This window comes from Rhodococcus sp. FW305-130 (assembly GCF_058788335.1).
This window is the reverse complement of the sequence record NZ_JBYTAP010000006.1, coordinates 437266-452268: the sequence shown is the minus strand read 5'-3', so window position 1 is coordinate 452268 and position 15003 is coordinate 437266. Positions and strand designations below refer to the sequence as shown.

Sequence of the window (15003 nt, the reverse complement as noted above, 5' to 3'; positions counted from 1 at the left end):
GTTTCTAGCGAGGGTTCTCAGCTCCCACAGCCTGTGCAATTGACGAGAAACCGGCTGCGCGGACCCGCTTGGCTACGCCCTTGTGGATGCTGCGAGCCCAGAACGGTCCGCCGTAGATGAAGCCGGTGTACCCCTGCACCAGCGTCGCGCCGGCGAGGATGCGCTCCCACGCCTGGTCGGCTGTCTCGATACCGCCGACCGAGATGATGGTCATCTTGTCGCCGACTCGGGCGTACAGGCGCCGGAGCACCTCGAGCGAGCGGTCGGCAACCGGTGCACCGGACAGCCCGCCAGCGCCGAGTGCAGCTACCTCGGCATCCGGGGTCTTCAAACCGTCGCGGCGGATCGTGGTGTTGGTCGCGACGATTCCGGCAAGCCCGAGCTCGACTGCCAGATCGGCGACAGCGTCGACGTCCTCGTCCGAGAGATCGGGCGCGATCTTCACCAGTACCGGCACGCTGACGGTGTCGAGCACGGCCTGCAGGATCGGGCGCAGAGATTCGACGGCCTGCAGATCACGGAGTCCGGGTGTGTTCGGCGAGCTGACATTCACGACCATGAAGTCGGCCAGCGGACCCAGAAGCTGTGCGCTGGCGGTGTAGTCGGCAGCGGCGTCGACAGCTTCGACGATCTTGGTCTTGCCGATGTTGGCACCGATCGGCACCGTGACGCGGCGCTGTCGCAGGAAATTCGCCGCGTGACCAGCGCCGTGGTTGTTGAAGCCCATTCGGTTGATCAGAGCGCGGTCGGCCGGAAGTCGGAAGAGACGCGGCGCGGGGTTACCGGGCTGAGCTTGGGCCGTCACTGTTCCGACCTCGGCGAAACCGAATCCCAACGGGCCCCAGGCGTCAACTCCGGTGGCATCCTTGTCGAATCCTGCGGCCAGGCCGAGAGGTGCCGGGAACGTCAGACCGAAAGCCTGGCTGCGCAGTACCGGGTCGTCGACGACAAGGACTTTTGAGACCAGCCAGCGAAGGGGGGCGAACCGTGTCACCAGTTTCATCGCGGTGAAGGCAATGTGGTGGATGCGCTCCGGTGGGACTCGGAACATCAGGCTCAGCAGCAGTTGGTACACGATTCTCCAGCTCTTCGATGGTGTGATTTTGTCAGCGGTTTCGATAGCGGCGGGTTCTGGTCGTCTGTTGAACGATCAGTGCTGAATGCCGTCCGGATCGGTCACGTGCAGCGGCGTCTTCTTTCGCTTGAGGAGCACGCGACGACTGCCGTCGGGGTAGAGACGGACTCGGGAGAGTTCCCACCCGCCGAACTCGGCGGAGATCGCCAGACGCATCGACGCCGTGACCCGCGAAACGTTCGGCGGTAGCCGGAGCGGCACGTAGTCGAACTTGTCGTCCGACGTCTCCCACTGCGCGGGGATCCCGCGCGTACGCTTTTCCATCAGTTCTCCCGTGACGGGATGACCTGCAGCCCGTCACCGGTTGCCGATCCGACGATCAGATTGCCGTTGGAAGAGTCTACGGCCAACGAATTCGGCTGTCGCACCGTCTTGAACCGCCCGGTCTCGACGGGGATGCCGGACGACAGATCGAAGCCGACCACTTCGTTGGTCGCCGTCAGTGTCACCCACACCCGATCCGCGGTCTCGTCGTAGGCGACGGCGTAAGGCGATTCGCCGACGGGGTAGCGCTGGTGCATCAGGAGCGGATCGGCCGTGAAGACGAGCAGTTCGTTGCCGGTGGTGTCGGTGACAAGGATGCGTCCGAAGCGATCGGTGGCCAGATGAGTTGCGCCCTCACCGGCGCGAAGAGCGACGCCGAGTTTGCCGTCTTCGAGATTGATCGCCGTCAGCGAGGTCTGACGGTGATCGAGGGCGCTCAGGTTGTCGCCGGTCACCGCAAGTTCGTCGACGGATGCAAACCCCGAAACCGTCTGTGACTGATCGGTCTTGGGGTCGACGATGTGAACTGAACCATTGTCCGTGCCGATCGCGATGCGGCCGTCGGTCAGCTCAACCGCGGAGTTCGCCTGGCCGTCGACCGGTATGGACGTCTGTTCGCCCGATGTCAGATTCAGCTTCACTACCTGGCGATCCATCGCCAGCAGAGCGCTACCGTCGGAGCCGATCGAAACGTCGCGTACGTCTGAATCCAGAGCTATCGGACGACCTGCGGAGGCGGGGTCGGCGCCGGCCAAACTGTCCGAAGGAACGACCAGCACCGATCGTGGGTCGTTGGCAACCAGAACAGCGCTGCGCGTGATCGGGTCGAATGTGATGGAATCGATCAGACCTGAATACGGGTGAACCACGCCGTCCGGGGTGCTGGTGGTGGCCGGTGAGACCGCTGCCGTAGCGGGATCGATCGTGATGAGGTCGTCTCCGCCATCTCCGGAAGAACATCCTGTGACCAGCAGAACCGCCGCCCCCATTGCTGCTGCAGTGGTGCGGATCCCTAGGCGAGCCATGTGTAGTTCCTCTTTTTCTTGTCATCTGTTCTTCACGCAGTGCGACTGTCATCGATCATCCCTGATCGCAGTCGGGCGCCGTTCATCGCGTCGAGGAACTACCGACCATTCCGCTCACACCCTTGACGCGATACCGTACGAACAGCGGTTGCGGTTGACGCTGCAATCACCGAGGAGATCATTGTGATTCCCACAGAACCCACCGATTCCGGCGCACAGCCGCCCGAACCGGCGCGGCCGGGCTTCGAGATCGAGGACCTCACCGTCGGCGCTCATGCACACGGTTTCGGCAGGTCCGACGGTCGAACTTTCGCGTTCCGCGTACGCAAGAGCGTGCTGTTCGTCGAGGTATACGGCGAATACTGCGAGCACAGTGTGCCGACCCCTTCGGACGTTGTCGCCACGGCGGAGCGATCGGTCACCGACATCGATCTGACCGACGAGCGAAGCATCGCCGGTGTGGTGCGCGACGCAGTTCTCTCGACCGAGACTGATTGGTCACATCCGGACGTCGGTGACGGCGTTCGTCAGGGCGAGGGTCGCAGCCTGCCGACGGTGAGAGCAGTCCTGAACAGGCTGGGATCGATCATCGATTCTGTTCGGTGAATTCTCGGCGCGGGATAACCAGCGTTGCTCCGGTTGTCGGATGCGGGAACACCTCGACCGGATAACCGTAGACGCGGGTCAGAAGCTCTTCGTGTAGCACCGATTCCGGGGGACCGTCGGCGGCGATGCGTCCATTCTCGAGTACGACGATTCGGTCGGCATACGCCGCTGCCAACGCGAGATCGTGCAAAACGACGACGACGGCATCGCCGTCCGCAGCGCGAGCGCGCGCCACGGACATCACCGCTTCCTGGTGTCCGAGATCGAGTGCTGCAGTCGGCTCGTCCAGCAGGATGGTCGACGTTTCCTGTGCCAGTACCCGGGCAAGAGCGACCCGCGCCTGCTCGCCACCGGACAGCACGGCGAACGGCCGATTGGCGAACCCCTCGACATCGCAGGTCTTCATCGCCGCGGTGATAGCAGCGCCGTCGCGGTCTTCTCGGCGCGTTCCGGCCCATGGCGCACGTCCCATGCGAACGACCTGGCGAGCGCTGAACGAAAATCCGATCGTGTGTTTCTGGGGGAGAACCGCGCGTCGGCGCGCCATGTCGATCGGCGCCCACTGAGTGAGGTCGGTGCCTTCGACGTCCACCCGCCCAGCGATGACGGGCTGATCACCGGCCAACGCCGCAAGAAGAGTCGACTTACCGGCGCCGTTCGGTCCGACGAGGACGACGAGCTCGCCTGCCCGGACTTCGATGGATACGCCTTCGAGAATGTGTCGACCACCGCGTTCGACGGTGATGTCGCGCGCTTCGAGGGTGACATCACCGACGCCAGGGCTTTCCGGTTCGGGGGTGACGCGGCCGAACAGTTCGCGCCAGTTTCTTACGAGGCTGCTCATGCCCACCCGCCCTGTTGCGCGCGTGTTCGTCGGAGAAGCCAGAAGAAGAAGGGGCCGCCAACCAGAGCGGTCAGCATTCCGAGGGGCAGGTCTGCGTTGTCGATCAGCGACCGCGAGCCGAGATCTGCGACAAGCAGAACCAGTGCGCCGGCAAGGGCGCTCGCCGGAATCAGCGCGCGGTGGCCGGGGCCGACAAGAATGCGCATCAGGTGCGGAACGATCAGTCCGACGAAGAGGATGATGCCGGTGAAGGCAACACTCGCCGAGACCAGGAGAGCGACGATCAGAACCGCGAACTGGCGCAGCCGTTCGACGTTGACACCCAGGTGACGAGCTGCATGTTCACCGAGTGCGAGAAGGTCCAGACGCGGAGCGATCATGACCGTCGCGGCAATTCCGACAACGGTCATCGGCGCCACGATCATGACGGCATTCCACGACGCTCCGTTGAGTGAGCCGAGTTGCCAGAACACGATCTGATCGCGAGCGGACGGGCTGGCGACGAAGGTGAAGAACGCGATGAGTCCGCCGGCGAACGCATTGATCGCGACGCCGGTCAGCACCAATGTCACTACTTCGGTTCGGCCTTCGTGGCGCGCAAGCAGGTAGACCGCCGCGGTGGTGAACAGCCCGGCGACGAACGCTGCCGCAGCAACGGCCCAGCCGGCCACGAACGTGCCGCCGACGACGATGACAGCGCTCGCGCCAACTGCAGCGCCCGCGGACACTCCGATCACCCCGGGCTCCGCGAGTGGATTGGAGAACACACCCTGCAGGAGCGCACCGGAACATCCCAGCGCCGCGCCGACACAGATGGCGAGCACGACGCGGGGGAAGCGAACCTCCCACAAAGTCACTTCACCGCTGGGATGGGCGGGCATCGGACCGAGATCGATCCCGATGCGGTGCAGGATGCTGCCCAAAACCTCGAGAGGCGATGTCGGAACTTGACCGATGCACGCCGACAGCACTGCGACGATCACCAGGGCGAGAGTCAAGCTGACCAGAACCGCACTCACCCGCGACCGCGACGCGGGGCCAGACGCCGATTTGTCGGCGCCCCCGACGTCATGTGAATCCTCGGCTGCGGACACAGACTTACCTGCTTCGGAACTACCTGTTTCTGTACTCACGAATCAGCACTCACAAATCTTTGCTCACGATCCACCGGGCTCGTAGATCGCTTCGGCGAGTGCCGCCATGACGCGTCCGGTGTTCGGCCCGAAGCTGAGCAGGACACCGTCCTCCATGTCGACTACTCGTTTGTTCTTTCCGGCCGGCGTCTGAGCGATGCCAGGGACCTTTTCGAGGCCGTCGATTCCGCCGATCGATGCCAATCCGTCCGTCATCATCAGCAGGGCGTCAGGCGCTGCGGCGATGAGCGCTTCGCTGGTGATGGGTACGAACTGTTGTGTGATGCCCGAGGCGGTACCCGCATCTGTGGCGCCGAGAGCCTCGATCAAGGAATCGGCACCCGAACCTTCACCGCCGATCATGGTGATGGCCGATCCGCGCATGTAGAGGAACGCGATCTTCAGTGGATCGCCGTCGTTGGGAACCAGATCGCGCGCAGCAGCGATCTCCGATTCGGTTCGATCGATCAGCGCTGCGCCCTGGGTCGGAACGCCGAGCGCGTCGGCGACTGCTTGGATCTGCCCCGGCACACCTTCGAGGGTTCGGGTCGGGTCGAAGAACACCACGGGAACACCGGCGGCGCGCAACTGATCCTGGACGCTCTTGGGCCCGATGCTCGTGTCAGTGAGAACCACGGTGGGATTCAAATCGAGGATGGCTTCGGTATTGAGCGATTGGCCGCCGACCGTGACAACCGGTACGTCCGCGACCGCGGGGAACTTGGCGGCGGTGTCGCGGCCGACAAGGTTGTCACCGAGGCCGAGCGCCACCGTTGTCGTTGCGAGCGTCCCGTAGCGGTCGGCCGCAACGATCCGGCTGTTGTCGGTGATGGTCACGTCGACGCCGTCGAAGCTCTTCACCGTCACGGGCAGCGTTGCGGTCGGGTTGTCGGACACGGGAACCGGGCTGGAATCTTCGAGTACTGCGGTCCGGGCACCCTGAGATGTCGTGGAGTTGTCGCTGGATCCGCAAGCCACCAGACCGAAACCGGCTGCTGCGACCAGTGCCGCCGCGGCCAAGCGCTTCATCATTTGACGAGGTAGCTCTCGATGTCGCCTTCGAGGTCGGCGAACAGGTCACCGTTGAGGCGGTACGCCAGATTCACCTCGTCGATGAAACGCTGCTGTTCTTCGGCCGGAATCTGCAGCGCATCCAGATTCGAGCGGTAGTCGTCCTTGAAAGGCTTCGGCTTGGGGATGCCTTCGAAGATGTAGAAGCGAAGTCCGTCGGTCTCGAATCCGTAGGCGCGCTCGAGCATCCGGCGGATGATCTGTCCGCCCGAGAGGTCACCCATGTATCGCAGGTAGTGATGTGCGACGAAGCCGGCGGGCCAGTCGAACGCCACTTCCTTCAGGCGGGCGATGTAACGCTCGGTTGCCGGCAAGGCCACGAGTTCGTCGCGCCAGTTCGGTCCGCCGAGGAACTCGAGATCGGCTTCGAGCGAAGCCACCCGCAACAGATCCTCGGACAGGAACGGAGCGACCAACTCGTTGTCGGCGTGTGTGCGGCCGGCCTCTTCGAGGCTCGTGTAGACGAGGTACGTCTGTCCCAGAAGAGCGGCGTAGCCAGCCGTGGTCAGCTCACCGCCGAGAAGCGCGCCTACGAATCGGGACTGCTCCGTCTCGCGGTGTGCTGCGTCCGTCTCGGTCTTGATTCGTTCGGAGAAGGCGGGGCCTGCGTCTGCGGAAAGGCTGTCTACGTCGAGCGTGGTCATTGATTCTCCTGAGGCTGTAGTCAAGCGTTGCCTACTAGGTTAGCCTGCCCTCGCCAACACGATACCTTCGGTATTTCGATCAGCGGGACAGATCAAGCGCTCACATCGTCGAGAGCCGCGGCAATCGCTTTCGGAAGTTCCAATTCTTCGGTTGCCAGTACTCCTGTCAACTGGGCGAGATCCCGCGTGCCGACGACGGCGCTGGCCACCCCGGCGCGATCGCGCGCCCAGGCCAGTGCCACCGCCAGTGGGGAAGTACCCAGACCGTCGGCGGCGGTAACGACGGCGTCGACCACCCGGATCGAGGAATCGGTCAGATAACTCTGCACATCCTGCGAATGTGCTTCGTCGGCGCCGCGGGAATCGACGGGAATGCCGTCGCGGTACTTGCCGGTCAGAACACCGCCCGCCAGGGGTACTGCGGCGAACACTCCGACGCCGTGGTGGGCCGCCGCTGCGAACAATTCTTCCTCGACGCCGCGCGCGAGCAACGAGTACTCGGCCTGCGTCGCGGCGATTGTTGTTGCGCCACCGGCTCCGACGGCCGTCGCGAGCTGCCAGCCGAGGTAGCCGCGCACGCCCACATACCGCACCTTGCCGCTCGAGACCGCGTAGTCGAGGGTTGCTGCAACCTCGTCGACGGGCGTGAGCGGATCCCAGGTTGCGACCTGCCACATGTCGAGGAAGTCGGTTCCGAGTTCACGAAGAGTCGCGTCGAGCTGGCGGAGCAATCCGCGCCGCGAGCAGTCGACGCGGTCGGTGCCGATCGGAGTGGGATCGATGCCGGCGCTCGAGCTGATGATGAGTTCGTCACGTGGAACGACGTCGTCGAGCAACTCGGCGAGGATCCGTTGCGCCGCACCGGCGCCGTATGCGGGCGAGGTGTCGACCAAGGTTCCGCCGGCCTCGGCGAAGGCGAGCAGCTGCGCCGCAGCCTCGTCGCCGTCCGTGTCGCGTCCCCATGTCAGTGTGCCGAGCCCAAGCCGCGAGACCCGAAGTCCGCTCGTTCCGACAGATCTGTGCTTCATAACCGCCTGCATCTCGCGCCCGACTCGTGTGCGCAAGTGCGGCACCCGAGAGATCTCACCACGTGCAGACTAGTAGGCGCTCGCCTCGAGTCGGGGTATTCGGACACGGACGTGCCGGGCGCGGCGCGGCGTCGTGGGCCCCGGTAGCGTGGCGCCGGTGAAACGTGAACCCGACACACGAAACCTGTGTGCAGTAACCCCATTCGAATCAGCCGGGATCGGTGAGTGATGGGCGAAGCGATGACCTGGCTCCAGGCCGTGATCCTGGGCCTCGTGCAGGGATTGACCGAGTTCTTGCCCATCTCGTCTTCCGGACATTTGCGAATCGTGTCGGAGATATTCTTCGGCAGTGACGCCGGTGCGTCGTTCACCGCGGTGACGCAGCTCGGCACCGAACTGGCTGTGTTGATCTACTTCGCGCGCGACATCGTGAGGATCATCACTGCCTGGTTCCGGGGTGTGTTCAATGCCGAGCACCGGGGCGATCTCGATTACCGGATGGGCTGGTACGTCATCATCGGTACCATTCCGGTCGGCATCCTCGGGTTTCTGTTCAAAGACCAGATCCGTACCGGCGCACGCAATCTGTGGCTGATTGCCACGATGTTGATCGTGTTCGCGCTCGTCATCGCCGCTGCCGAGTACTACGGACGCAAGACGCGCCCGATCGAATCGCTCACAGCGCGCGACGGCATCATCATGGGTTCGGCTCAGGCGCTCGCGCTCATCCCGGGTGTCTCACGTTCGGGTGGCACGATCAGTGCCGGTCTTTTCCTCGGACTCACCCGTGAGGCCGCAGCTCGTTACTCGTTCCTGCTGGCGATCCCGGCGGTTCTCGCCTCCGGTTTGTTCAGCCTCCCGGATGCCTTCGAGCCGGCCGGTGAGGGTCTGAACGCGAGCGGTCCGCAGTTGCTGGTGGCAACCGTCATCGCCTTCGCGGTCGGTTACGCAGCGATCGCCTGGCTGCTTCGATTTGTTGTCGATCACTCCATGTACTGGTTCGTGGGATACAGAATCGCTCTCGGCGTAGTCGTCCTTGCGCTGCTGGCCACAGGGGTCGTGTCCGCGACATAGAGCCCGTTTCGACGTCGACCACCCGTCCGTGCGGCCACCGCCCCATTAGGGTTGTGGAATGACAGTTGTCCTACTGCGGCACGGGCGGTCGACGTCCAACACTGCCCATACCTTGGCCGGTCGAACGCCGGGTGTGGAACTCGACGACCACGGCCGGAAACAGGCCGAAGGCGTCGTCGATCGGCTGGTCGGTCTGGACATCGCGGAGATCGTCCGCTCGCCGCTGTTGCGGTGCGAGCAGACGGTCGGCCCCATTGCCGTCGACCGTGATCTGACGCCGGTGGTCGAGGATCGCCTCATCGAGGTCGATTACGGCGACTGGACGGGTCGCCCGCTCAAGGAGCTGTTGGAAGAACCGCTCTGGAAAGTGGTGCAGCGCCACGCTTCCGGCGCAGTCTTTCCCGGCGGTGAAGGGCTGGCCCAGGTACAGGCGCGAGCCGTTGCCGCGGTCAGAGAGCACGATGCACGGCTGGCCGAAGAGCACGGCAAGGACGTCGTCTGGATCGCCTGCACACACGGTGACGTCATCAAATCGGTTCTCGCCGACGCGTTTGCGATGCACCTCGATTCGTTCCAGCGGATCGTCGCCGAGCCGGCCTCGGTCAGCGTGATTCGCTACACGGCCACACTGCCGTTCGTTCTTCGAGTCAACGACACCGGAGACGTTCTCGCAGCGATCAGTGCAGCGAAGGCCGCGACCAACGGTTCGGCTCCCGCGCAGGAGTCCGTCCCCGGTGGAGAGGTCGGTGCGTGAGCTGTGACGGATAATGGGTATTCAGTGATGTTCTGCTCGAACTCGAGGAGGTGCAATGTCGCGCGCGATTCACGTATTTCGCACTCCTGACCGATTTGTCGCAGGAACGGTGGGCGAGCCCGGTGACAGGTCTTTCTATCTCCAAGCCGTGCACGATTCACGGGTGGTGAGTGTGCTGCTCGAGAAGCAGCAGGTTCAGGTCCTCGCCGATCGCATGGGCCTTCTCCTCGAAGAGGTACATCGACGCTTCGGAACCGAGGTTCCGCCGCAGGCCGACGATGTCTCCGATCTCAGCCCGCTGGTCACACCGCTCGACGCGGAGTTCCGGGTCGGCACGATGGGGCTCGGTTGGGATGCCGATGCCGGCGCGGTCGTCGTGGAGTTGCTTGCCGTCAGCGAGACGGAGTTCGACGAATCGGTTGTCCTCGACGACGCCGACGACGGTCCGGACGCGGTCCGTGTGTTCCTGACCCCGGAGCAAGCGCGCGAATTCTCGCTGCGGTCCGAACGCGTCATCGCGGCGGGACGCGCGCCATGCCCTCTGTGTGGTGAGCCGCTGGCGCCCGAGGGGCACGTGTGCATCCGAACCAACGGATACCGGCGCGGCGAGTCCTTCGGTTTTGCGATCGACGACGCAGACGACGACGAGGTCTGACGTCGTGTCCGAACCTGGAGTGCCGGACGTTCTGCTCGAGGGTGATCTGACCCTGATCGGCCAGATCACCACGGCAAGCAACGCCACGCTGGTGTGCGAGTCGACTCTGGGGGAGCAGTCCACCCGTGTGGTCTACAAACCGGTGCGGGGTGAACGCCCACTGTGGGATTTCCCGGACGGCACACTGGCCGGGCGTGAGGTTGCGTCGTACCGCGTGTCCGAGGCGCTGGGCTGGGGAGTGATTCCGCGAACAGTGTTGCGGGACGGCCCTTTCGGACCAGGCATGGTGCAGCGCTGGATTGACACCGTCGATCGCCGCGCGGATGGATCCGGCGGACTCGAGATGGTCGACCTGTGCAGTCCCGGCAATGTTCCGCCAGGGTGGTTCGAGGTCCTGCAGGCCTTCGACTCGGAGGGCGAACCAGTCTCTCTGATCCATGCGGACGATCCACGGCTGCAGCGAATGGCCGTTCTGGACGTCCTCATCAACAACGCCGACCGCAAAGGTGGTCACGCCCTCGAAGGCGTCGACGGGTCGGTGTACGGCGTTGACCACGGAATCTGTCTTCATTCGGAGAACAAGCTGCGGACCGTGTTGTGGGGGTGGGCCGGGCAGCCCGTACCCGGTGCTTTGATCGCCGACGTCGCCGAATTCGCGACAACTCTCGATGGAGATCTCCGGGACGAGTTGTCCGAACTGATCACCGAAGAGGAAATCGTGGCCTTGGCGGTCCGGGCGATGCAGTTCGCCGAGTCCGCGGTAATGCCCGAACCGAACGGCCATCGAACGATTCCCTGGCCGGCTTTCTAGTCTCGAGACGTTTCCTGCTGTTCGCGAGTTGCCGTCTTCAATCCGGGTGAGCGAACCAATCGCAGTAGTTGTTCGCGCAGCGCGGCGACGTCCCCGACGCCGACGGTCAACGCCGCATCTTCCTTCTCGAGCGTCAGTAGTCGCTCGTACGTCAGTCTTCCGGCGTCGGTTATCGCGATCACGCGCCGACGCTCGTCCCGCGGATCGGTGTCACGCGTGACGTAACCCGCTCGTTCGAGACGGTCGATCGTGCGGCTCATCGTCTGATCGGTGACGCGGGCGTTCTTCGCGATGTCGCGTTGAGACGCCGCCCCACCGGCGATCGAGTGGAGCACGATCAGGCCCGCGTGCGTCATGTCCTGAGACCGCAGAACCTTCTCCCACGAGTGCTCTACCAGCCGCGCAGCGGTGGACAACAGCCGGCCGGTTGGCCAGTCGTCCAGGCCGTCGCTGCTCATGTTTTTGCCTTCCGTTTGCAATTACTCAGCATGCTGAACAAAATAGTCGGCAAGTCCTCTCTGCTGCCGATCCCTGGAGACCCAGTGAGCACACCAGTACAAAATCGTCCTGTTCGTCGCCTTCGATGGATTGTGCCAGCTCTCCTTGTGATCGGCTGGCTGGCAATCGGAGGATTCGGCGGCCCGTTCGCCGGAAAGCTCAGCACGGTGCAGCAGAACGACAACACGTCGTTCCTGCCGGCGTCGGCCGAAGCCACCGAGGTGGCAAAGCTTCAAGAGAGCTTCACGGACACCCGCTTCGTGCCGGCCATCGTCGTGGCGGAACGACCAGGTGGCCTCGAGCCCACCGACTCCACCTTCCTGTCCCAGACCGTCGATTCGTTTGTCGGTACCGAGGGATTCGGTGACGCGTCATCGCCGCCGATCCCGTCGGCCGACGGCCAGGCGTTGCAGATGTTCCTGCCGGTCGACAGCACCCTCGAGGTCAAGGACAGCGTGAAAGCGCTGCGCGCGGCGCTGGAGTCGAGCCCTGACGGACTGACAGTCAAGGTCACCGGCCCCGCTGGGCAGGTTGCGGATCTGTCGGCAGCATTCGCCGGTATCGACGGACTGCTGTTGTTGGTAGCCGGATCCGTCGTGATCCTGATCCTGATCATCGTCTACCGGAGCCCGATCCTGCCGTTCGTGGTGATCTTTTCGGCGATCTTCGCACTCGGATTGTCGAGCTTGCTCGTGTATCTGCTCGCCGACGCGGACGTCATCGCACTGAACGGTCAGAGCCAGGGCATCCTGTTCATCCTCGTGTTCGGTGCAGCCACCGACTACGCGCTGCTTCTGGTCTCTCGCTACCGTGAGGAATTGCGGATCGAGAAGGACAAGTACGCAGCAATGCGGACTGCGTGGCGCGCGACGCTCGAACCCGTCGCGGCGTCTGCCGGAACGGTCATCGCGGGCGTTCTGTGCCTGTTGCTCTCCGACCTGAACTCGAACCGCGGGCTGGGCCCGGTGGCCGCCATCGGTATCGCCGCGTCCTTCCTCGCGTCGATGACGTTCCTACCCGCTGTCCTCGTTCTGTTCGGGCGGACTGCGTACTGGCCGACCAAGCCGAAGTTCGACGCCGACCGCGAGCACCACGACGAGGCGAACGATCATCGGTTCTGGGCCGGGCTCGCTGCTCGAATCGGACGGCACCCGCGCCGCTTCTGGGTGGCGTCGACGCTGGTGCTTGTGATCTTCGCGCTGATGATGCCGCAGTTCAAAGCCAGCGGTGTCTCTTCGTCCGACATCTTCTTGCTCGACGTCGATTCGGTTGCAGGCCAGGAGATTCTCGGCGAGCACTTCGACGCGGGTTCGGGTTCCCCGGCCGTGGTCATCGCGAATGCTGATCAGGTGGACGCCGTCGCGGCAGCCAGTCGCGTGGAGGGCGTCAGCGACGTAAGCGTCGTGCAGAACGGAGGAGCCCCACTGGTTGTCGACGGACGAGTCTCACTGCAGGCGACGTTGACTGACGCTGCCGACTCACTCGAGGCCGAAGACACCATCGTGCGACTACGTGATGCAGTTCACTCCGTGGATGGCGCCGACGCGTTGGTCGGTGGCGTCACTGCGACCGACCTCGACACGAAGACCACCTCGACACGGGACCGGACACTCATCATTCCCGTGGTGATCATCGTGGTGTTCGTGATTCTCTCCCTGTTGCTGCGTTCGCTTCTCGCACCGCTGCTTCTCATGGGCACCGTTGTGCTCTCGTTTGCTGCGACACTGGGCATTTCGTCGCTGGTGTTCGACCACGTCTTCGGGTTCCCCGGCGCGGATCCGGTGGTCCCGCTGTTTGCGTTCGTGTTCCTCGTGGCCCTGGGAATCGACTACAACATCTTCCTCATGACGAGGGTGCGTGAGGAAGCGCTGAAGATCGGCACTCGGGCGGGTGCGCTGCGGGGACTCACCGTGACCGGCGGGGTGATCACGTCTGCCGGAGTTGTTCTGGCAGCAACCTTCTCGGCGTTGGCGGTGATCCCGCTGTTGTTCCTCGCGCAGATCGCGTTCATCGTGGCGTTCGGTGTCCTGCTCGACGCTCTGATTGTCCGATCCTTGCTGGTCCCGGCCCTGACCTACGACATCGGTCAGAAGATCTGGTGGCCGAGCAAGCTCGCGTCGACGCCCGAACCGGAGCAGGATCAGCCAGCACCTTCCCAGCCTCAGAGCAGTCTCCACTAGGCTCGGCAGCATGCAGTCTTGGTCCGATACCGCACTCCCGTCCGTTCCCGGTCAGGGGCCGCCGTTGCGGCTGTACGACACAGCCGACCGTCAGGTTCGCCCCGTCACCCCGGGCAAGAAAGCGACGATGTACGTCTGCGGCATCACCCCGTACGACGCCACCCACCTCGGTCACGCGGCCACCTACCTCACGTTCGACCTCGTGAACCGCATCTGGCGCGACGCCGGACACGACGTCCACTACGTCCAGAACGTGACGGACGTGGACGACCCGCTGTTCGAGCGCGCCAATCGCGACGGCGAGGACTGGATCGTCCTCGGCATGCGTGAGACCGCGCTCTTCCGGGAGGACATGGAAGCGCTGCGCGTGCTTCCGCCGAAGGACTACATCGGCGCCGTCGAATCGGTGAACGAAGTAGTCGAGTTGGTGGAGAAATTCGTGGCGTCCGGAGCCGCGTACATCGTCGACGACGCGGAGTTCCCCGACGTCTACTTCCGCGCCGACGCGACCGAGCAGTTCGGCTACGAGTCGGGCTACGACCGCGCGACGATGGAGAAGTTCTTTGCCGAACGTGGCGGAGATCCCGATCGCGTCGGAAAGCGCAATCCGCTCGACGCACTCGTCTGGCGGGCGGAGCGTCCGGGCGAGCCTTCGTGGCCCTCACCCTTCGGGCCGGGGCGCCCCGGTTGGCACATCGAGTGCGCGGCCATTGCGCTCAACCGCATCGGCTCCGGCTTCGACGTCCAGGGCGGTGGCAGCGACCTGATCTTCCCGCACCACGAGTTCTCGGCAGCACATGCCGAATCGGCAACGGGTGATCGCCGTTTCGCGCGGCACTACGTGCACACCGGCATGATCGGCCTCGACGGCGAGAAGATGTCGAAGAGTCGCGGAAACCTCGTCTTCGTCTCGAAACTGCGCGGTGAAGGGGTCGACCCAGCGGCAATCCGTCTCGGATTGCTCTCCGGCCACTACCGCCAGGATCGCGCGTGGACCGATCAGGTCCTCGAGGATGCTCAGTCGCGTCTGAAGGTATGGCGCGAGGCAGCGGCTCTCGATTCCGCGCCGTCAGCCACCGACACTGTTGCGCGTTTGCGTCAGCATTTGGCCGACGATCTCGACACCCCGAAGGCGCTCGACGCGCTCGACGGTTGGGCACGCCGCGCCATCGAGGGCGGCGGATCCGACACGCAGGCACCCGGCGAGTTCGCCGATGCCGTCGACGCCCTGCTGGGTATTTCGCTTCGCTGAATCCCTGCTGTGCGCCTTTATTAACCGCG

General features: G+C 64.1%; 16 protein-coding genes. 7 read left to right on the top strand and 9 right to left on the bottom strand.

What is annotated here, in order from left to right; genetic code table 11:
- Positions 1 to 4: 4 nt before the first annotated feature.
- From AC3WQS_RS21125 to AC3WQS_RS21115, 3 genes are all read right to left on the bottom strand, one after another.
- The gene (locus AC3WQS_RS21125; RefSeq protein WP_492712260.1) at positions 5 to 1075 is read right to left on the bottom strand and encodes a quinone-dependent dihydroorotate dehydrogenase; all 1071 of its coding nucleotides are present in this window, start codon (positions 1073 to 1075) and stop codon (positions 5 to 7) included.
- 75 nt (positions 1076 to 1150) lie between these two features.
- A complete protein-coding gene (locus tag AC3WQS_RS21120; RefSeq protein WP_003946171.1) occupies positions 1151 to 1399 on the bottom strand; it encodes a DUF5703 family protein in 249 nt (82 codons plus the stop codon).
- Positions 1399 to 2424 (bottom strand): NHL repeat-containing protein, encoded by a 1026-nt coding sequence (locus AC3WQS_RS21115; protein WP_019748546.1) that lies wholly within the window; start codon positions 2422 to 2424, stop codon positions 1399 to 1401. Before AC3WQS_RS21115 ends, AC3WQS_RS21120 begins: the two co-directional genes overlap by 1 nt.
- Before the next feature lie 183 nt (positions 2425 to 2607).
- Here AC3WQS_RS21115 and AC3WQS_RS21110 point away from each other — a divergent pair, with 183 nt between their 5' ends.
- The gene (locus AC3WQS_RS21110) at positions 2608 to 3030 is read left to right on the top strand and encodes a hypothetical protein (protein WP_020969683.1); all 423 of its coding nucleotides are present in this window, start codon (positions 2608 to 2610) and stop codon (positions 3028 to 3030) included.
- Here AC3WQS_RS21110 and AC3WQS_RS21105 read toward each other — a convergent pair.
- From AC3WQS_RS21105 to AC3WQS_RS21085, 5 genes are all read right to left on the bottom strand, one after another.
- Complete coding sequence (locus AC3WQS_RS21105) at positions 3011 to 3874, bottom strand: heme ABC transporter ATP-binding protein (protein WP_080910962.1); 864 nt, start codon at positions 3872 to 3874, stop codon at positions 3011 to 3013. The two genes, AC3WQS_RS21110 and AC3WQS_RS21105, sit on opposite strands and share 20 nt — an antisense overlap.
- Positions 3871 to 4968: a FecCD family ABC transporter permease gene (locus tag AC3WQS_RS21100; RefSeq protein WP_019748543.1), complete on the bottom strand. Its 1098-nt coding sequence runs from the start codon at positions 4966 to 4968 to the stop codon at positions 3871 to 3873. The genes AC3WQS_RS21105 and AC3WQS_RS21100 overlap by 4 nt, the downstream gene beginning before the upstream one ends.
- A 63-nt stretch (positions 4969 to 5031) precedes the next feature.
- A complete protein-coding gene (locus AC3WQS_RS21095; protein ID WP_492712256.1) occupies positions 5032 to 6039 on the bottom strand; it encodes a heme/hemin ABC transporter substrate-binding protein in 1008 nt (335 codons plus the stop codon).
- A complete protein-coding gene (locus AC3WQS_RS21090) occupies positions 6036 to 6722 on the bottom strand; it encodes a biliverdin-producing heme oxygenase (protein ID WP_003946162.1) in 687 nt (228 codons plus the stop codon). The genes AC3WQS_RS21095 and AC3WQS_RS21090 overlap by 4 nt, the downstream gene beginning before the upstream one ends.
- Positions 6723 to 6814: 92 nt before the next feature.
- Positions 6815 to 7750 carry an aldo/keto reductase gene (locus tag AC3WQS_RS21085; protein ID WP_153213165.1) on the bottom strand — a complete coding sequence of 312 codons (936 nt, stop codon included), beginning with the start codon at positions 7748 to 7750 and terminating at the stop codon, positions 6815 to 6817.
- 228 nt (positions 7751 to 7978) lie between these two features.
- Between AC3WQS_RS21085 and AC3WQS_RS21080 the strand changes: the two genes are divergently transcribed.
- Genes AC3WQS_RS21080 through AC3WQS_RS21065 form a run of 4 tightly spaced genes read left to right on the top strand, consistent with a single transcriptional unit; the run spans position 7979 to position 11044 of the window.
- Entirely contained in the window at positions 7979 to 8824 is an 846-nt protein-coding gene (locus AC3WQS_RS21080) for an undecaprenyl-diphosphate phosphatase (protein WP_019748539.1), read from the top strand.
- 58 nt (positions 8825 to 8882) lie between these two features.
- Positions 8883 to 9578, top strand: a complete 696-nt coding sequence (locus AC3WQS_RS21075; RefSeq protein WP_029255406.1) for a histidine phosphatase family protein — start codon at positions 8883 to 8885, stop codon at positions 9576 to 9578.
- A gap of 55 nt (positions 9579 to 9633) precedes the next feature.
- Positions 9634 to 10233, top strand: coding sequence for a DUF3090 domain-containing protein (locus tag AC3WQS_RS21070; RefSeq protein WP_019748537.1), 600 nt, complete (start codon positions 9634 to 9636; stop codon positions 10231 to 10233).
- A gap of 4 nt (positions 10234 to 10237) precedes the next feature.
- Positions 10238 to 11044 (top strand): SCO1664 family protein, encoded by an 807-nt coding sequence (locus AC3WQS_RS21065; protein ID WP_029255405.1) that lies wholly within the window; start codon positions 10238 to 10240, stop codon positions 11042 to 11044.
- Here the strand turns inward: AC3WQS_RS21065 and AC3WQS_RS21060 are convergent.
- Entirely contained in the window at positions 11041 to 11502 is a 462-nt protein-coding gene (locus tag AC3WQS_RS21060; RefSeq protein ID WP_003946187.1) for a MarR family winged helix-turn-helix transcriptional regulator, read from the bottom strand. The two genes, AC3WQS_RS21065 and AC3WQS_RS21060, sit on opposite strands and share 4 nt — an antisense overlap.
- A gap of 30 nt (positions 11503 to 11532) precedes the next feature.
- Here AC3WQS_RS21060 and AC3WQS_RS21055 point away from each other — a divergent pair, with 30 nt between their 5' ends.
- On the top strand, positions 11533 to 13722 hold the full coding sequence (locus AC3WQS_RS21055) for an MMPL family transporter (RefSeq protein WP_019748535.1): 2190 nt from the start codon (positions 11533 to 11535) through the stop codon (positions 13720 to 13722).
- A gap of 10 nt (positions 13723 to 13732) precedes the next feature.
- Positions 13733 to 14974 carry a cysteine--1-D-myo-inosityl 2-amino-2-deoxy-alpha-D-glucopyranoside ligase gene (gene mshC, locus AC3WQS_RS21050; RefSeq protein ID WP_020969678.1) on the top strand — a complete coding sequence of 414 codons (1242 nt, stop codon included), beginning with the start codon at positions 13733 to 13735 and terminating at the stop codon, positions 14972 to 14974.
- The last annotated feature ends 29 nt before the right edge of the window (positions 14975 to 15003 follow it).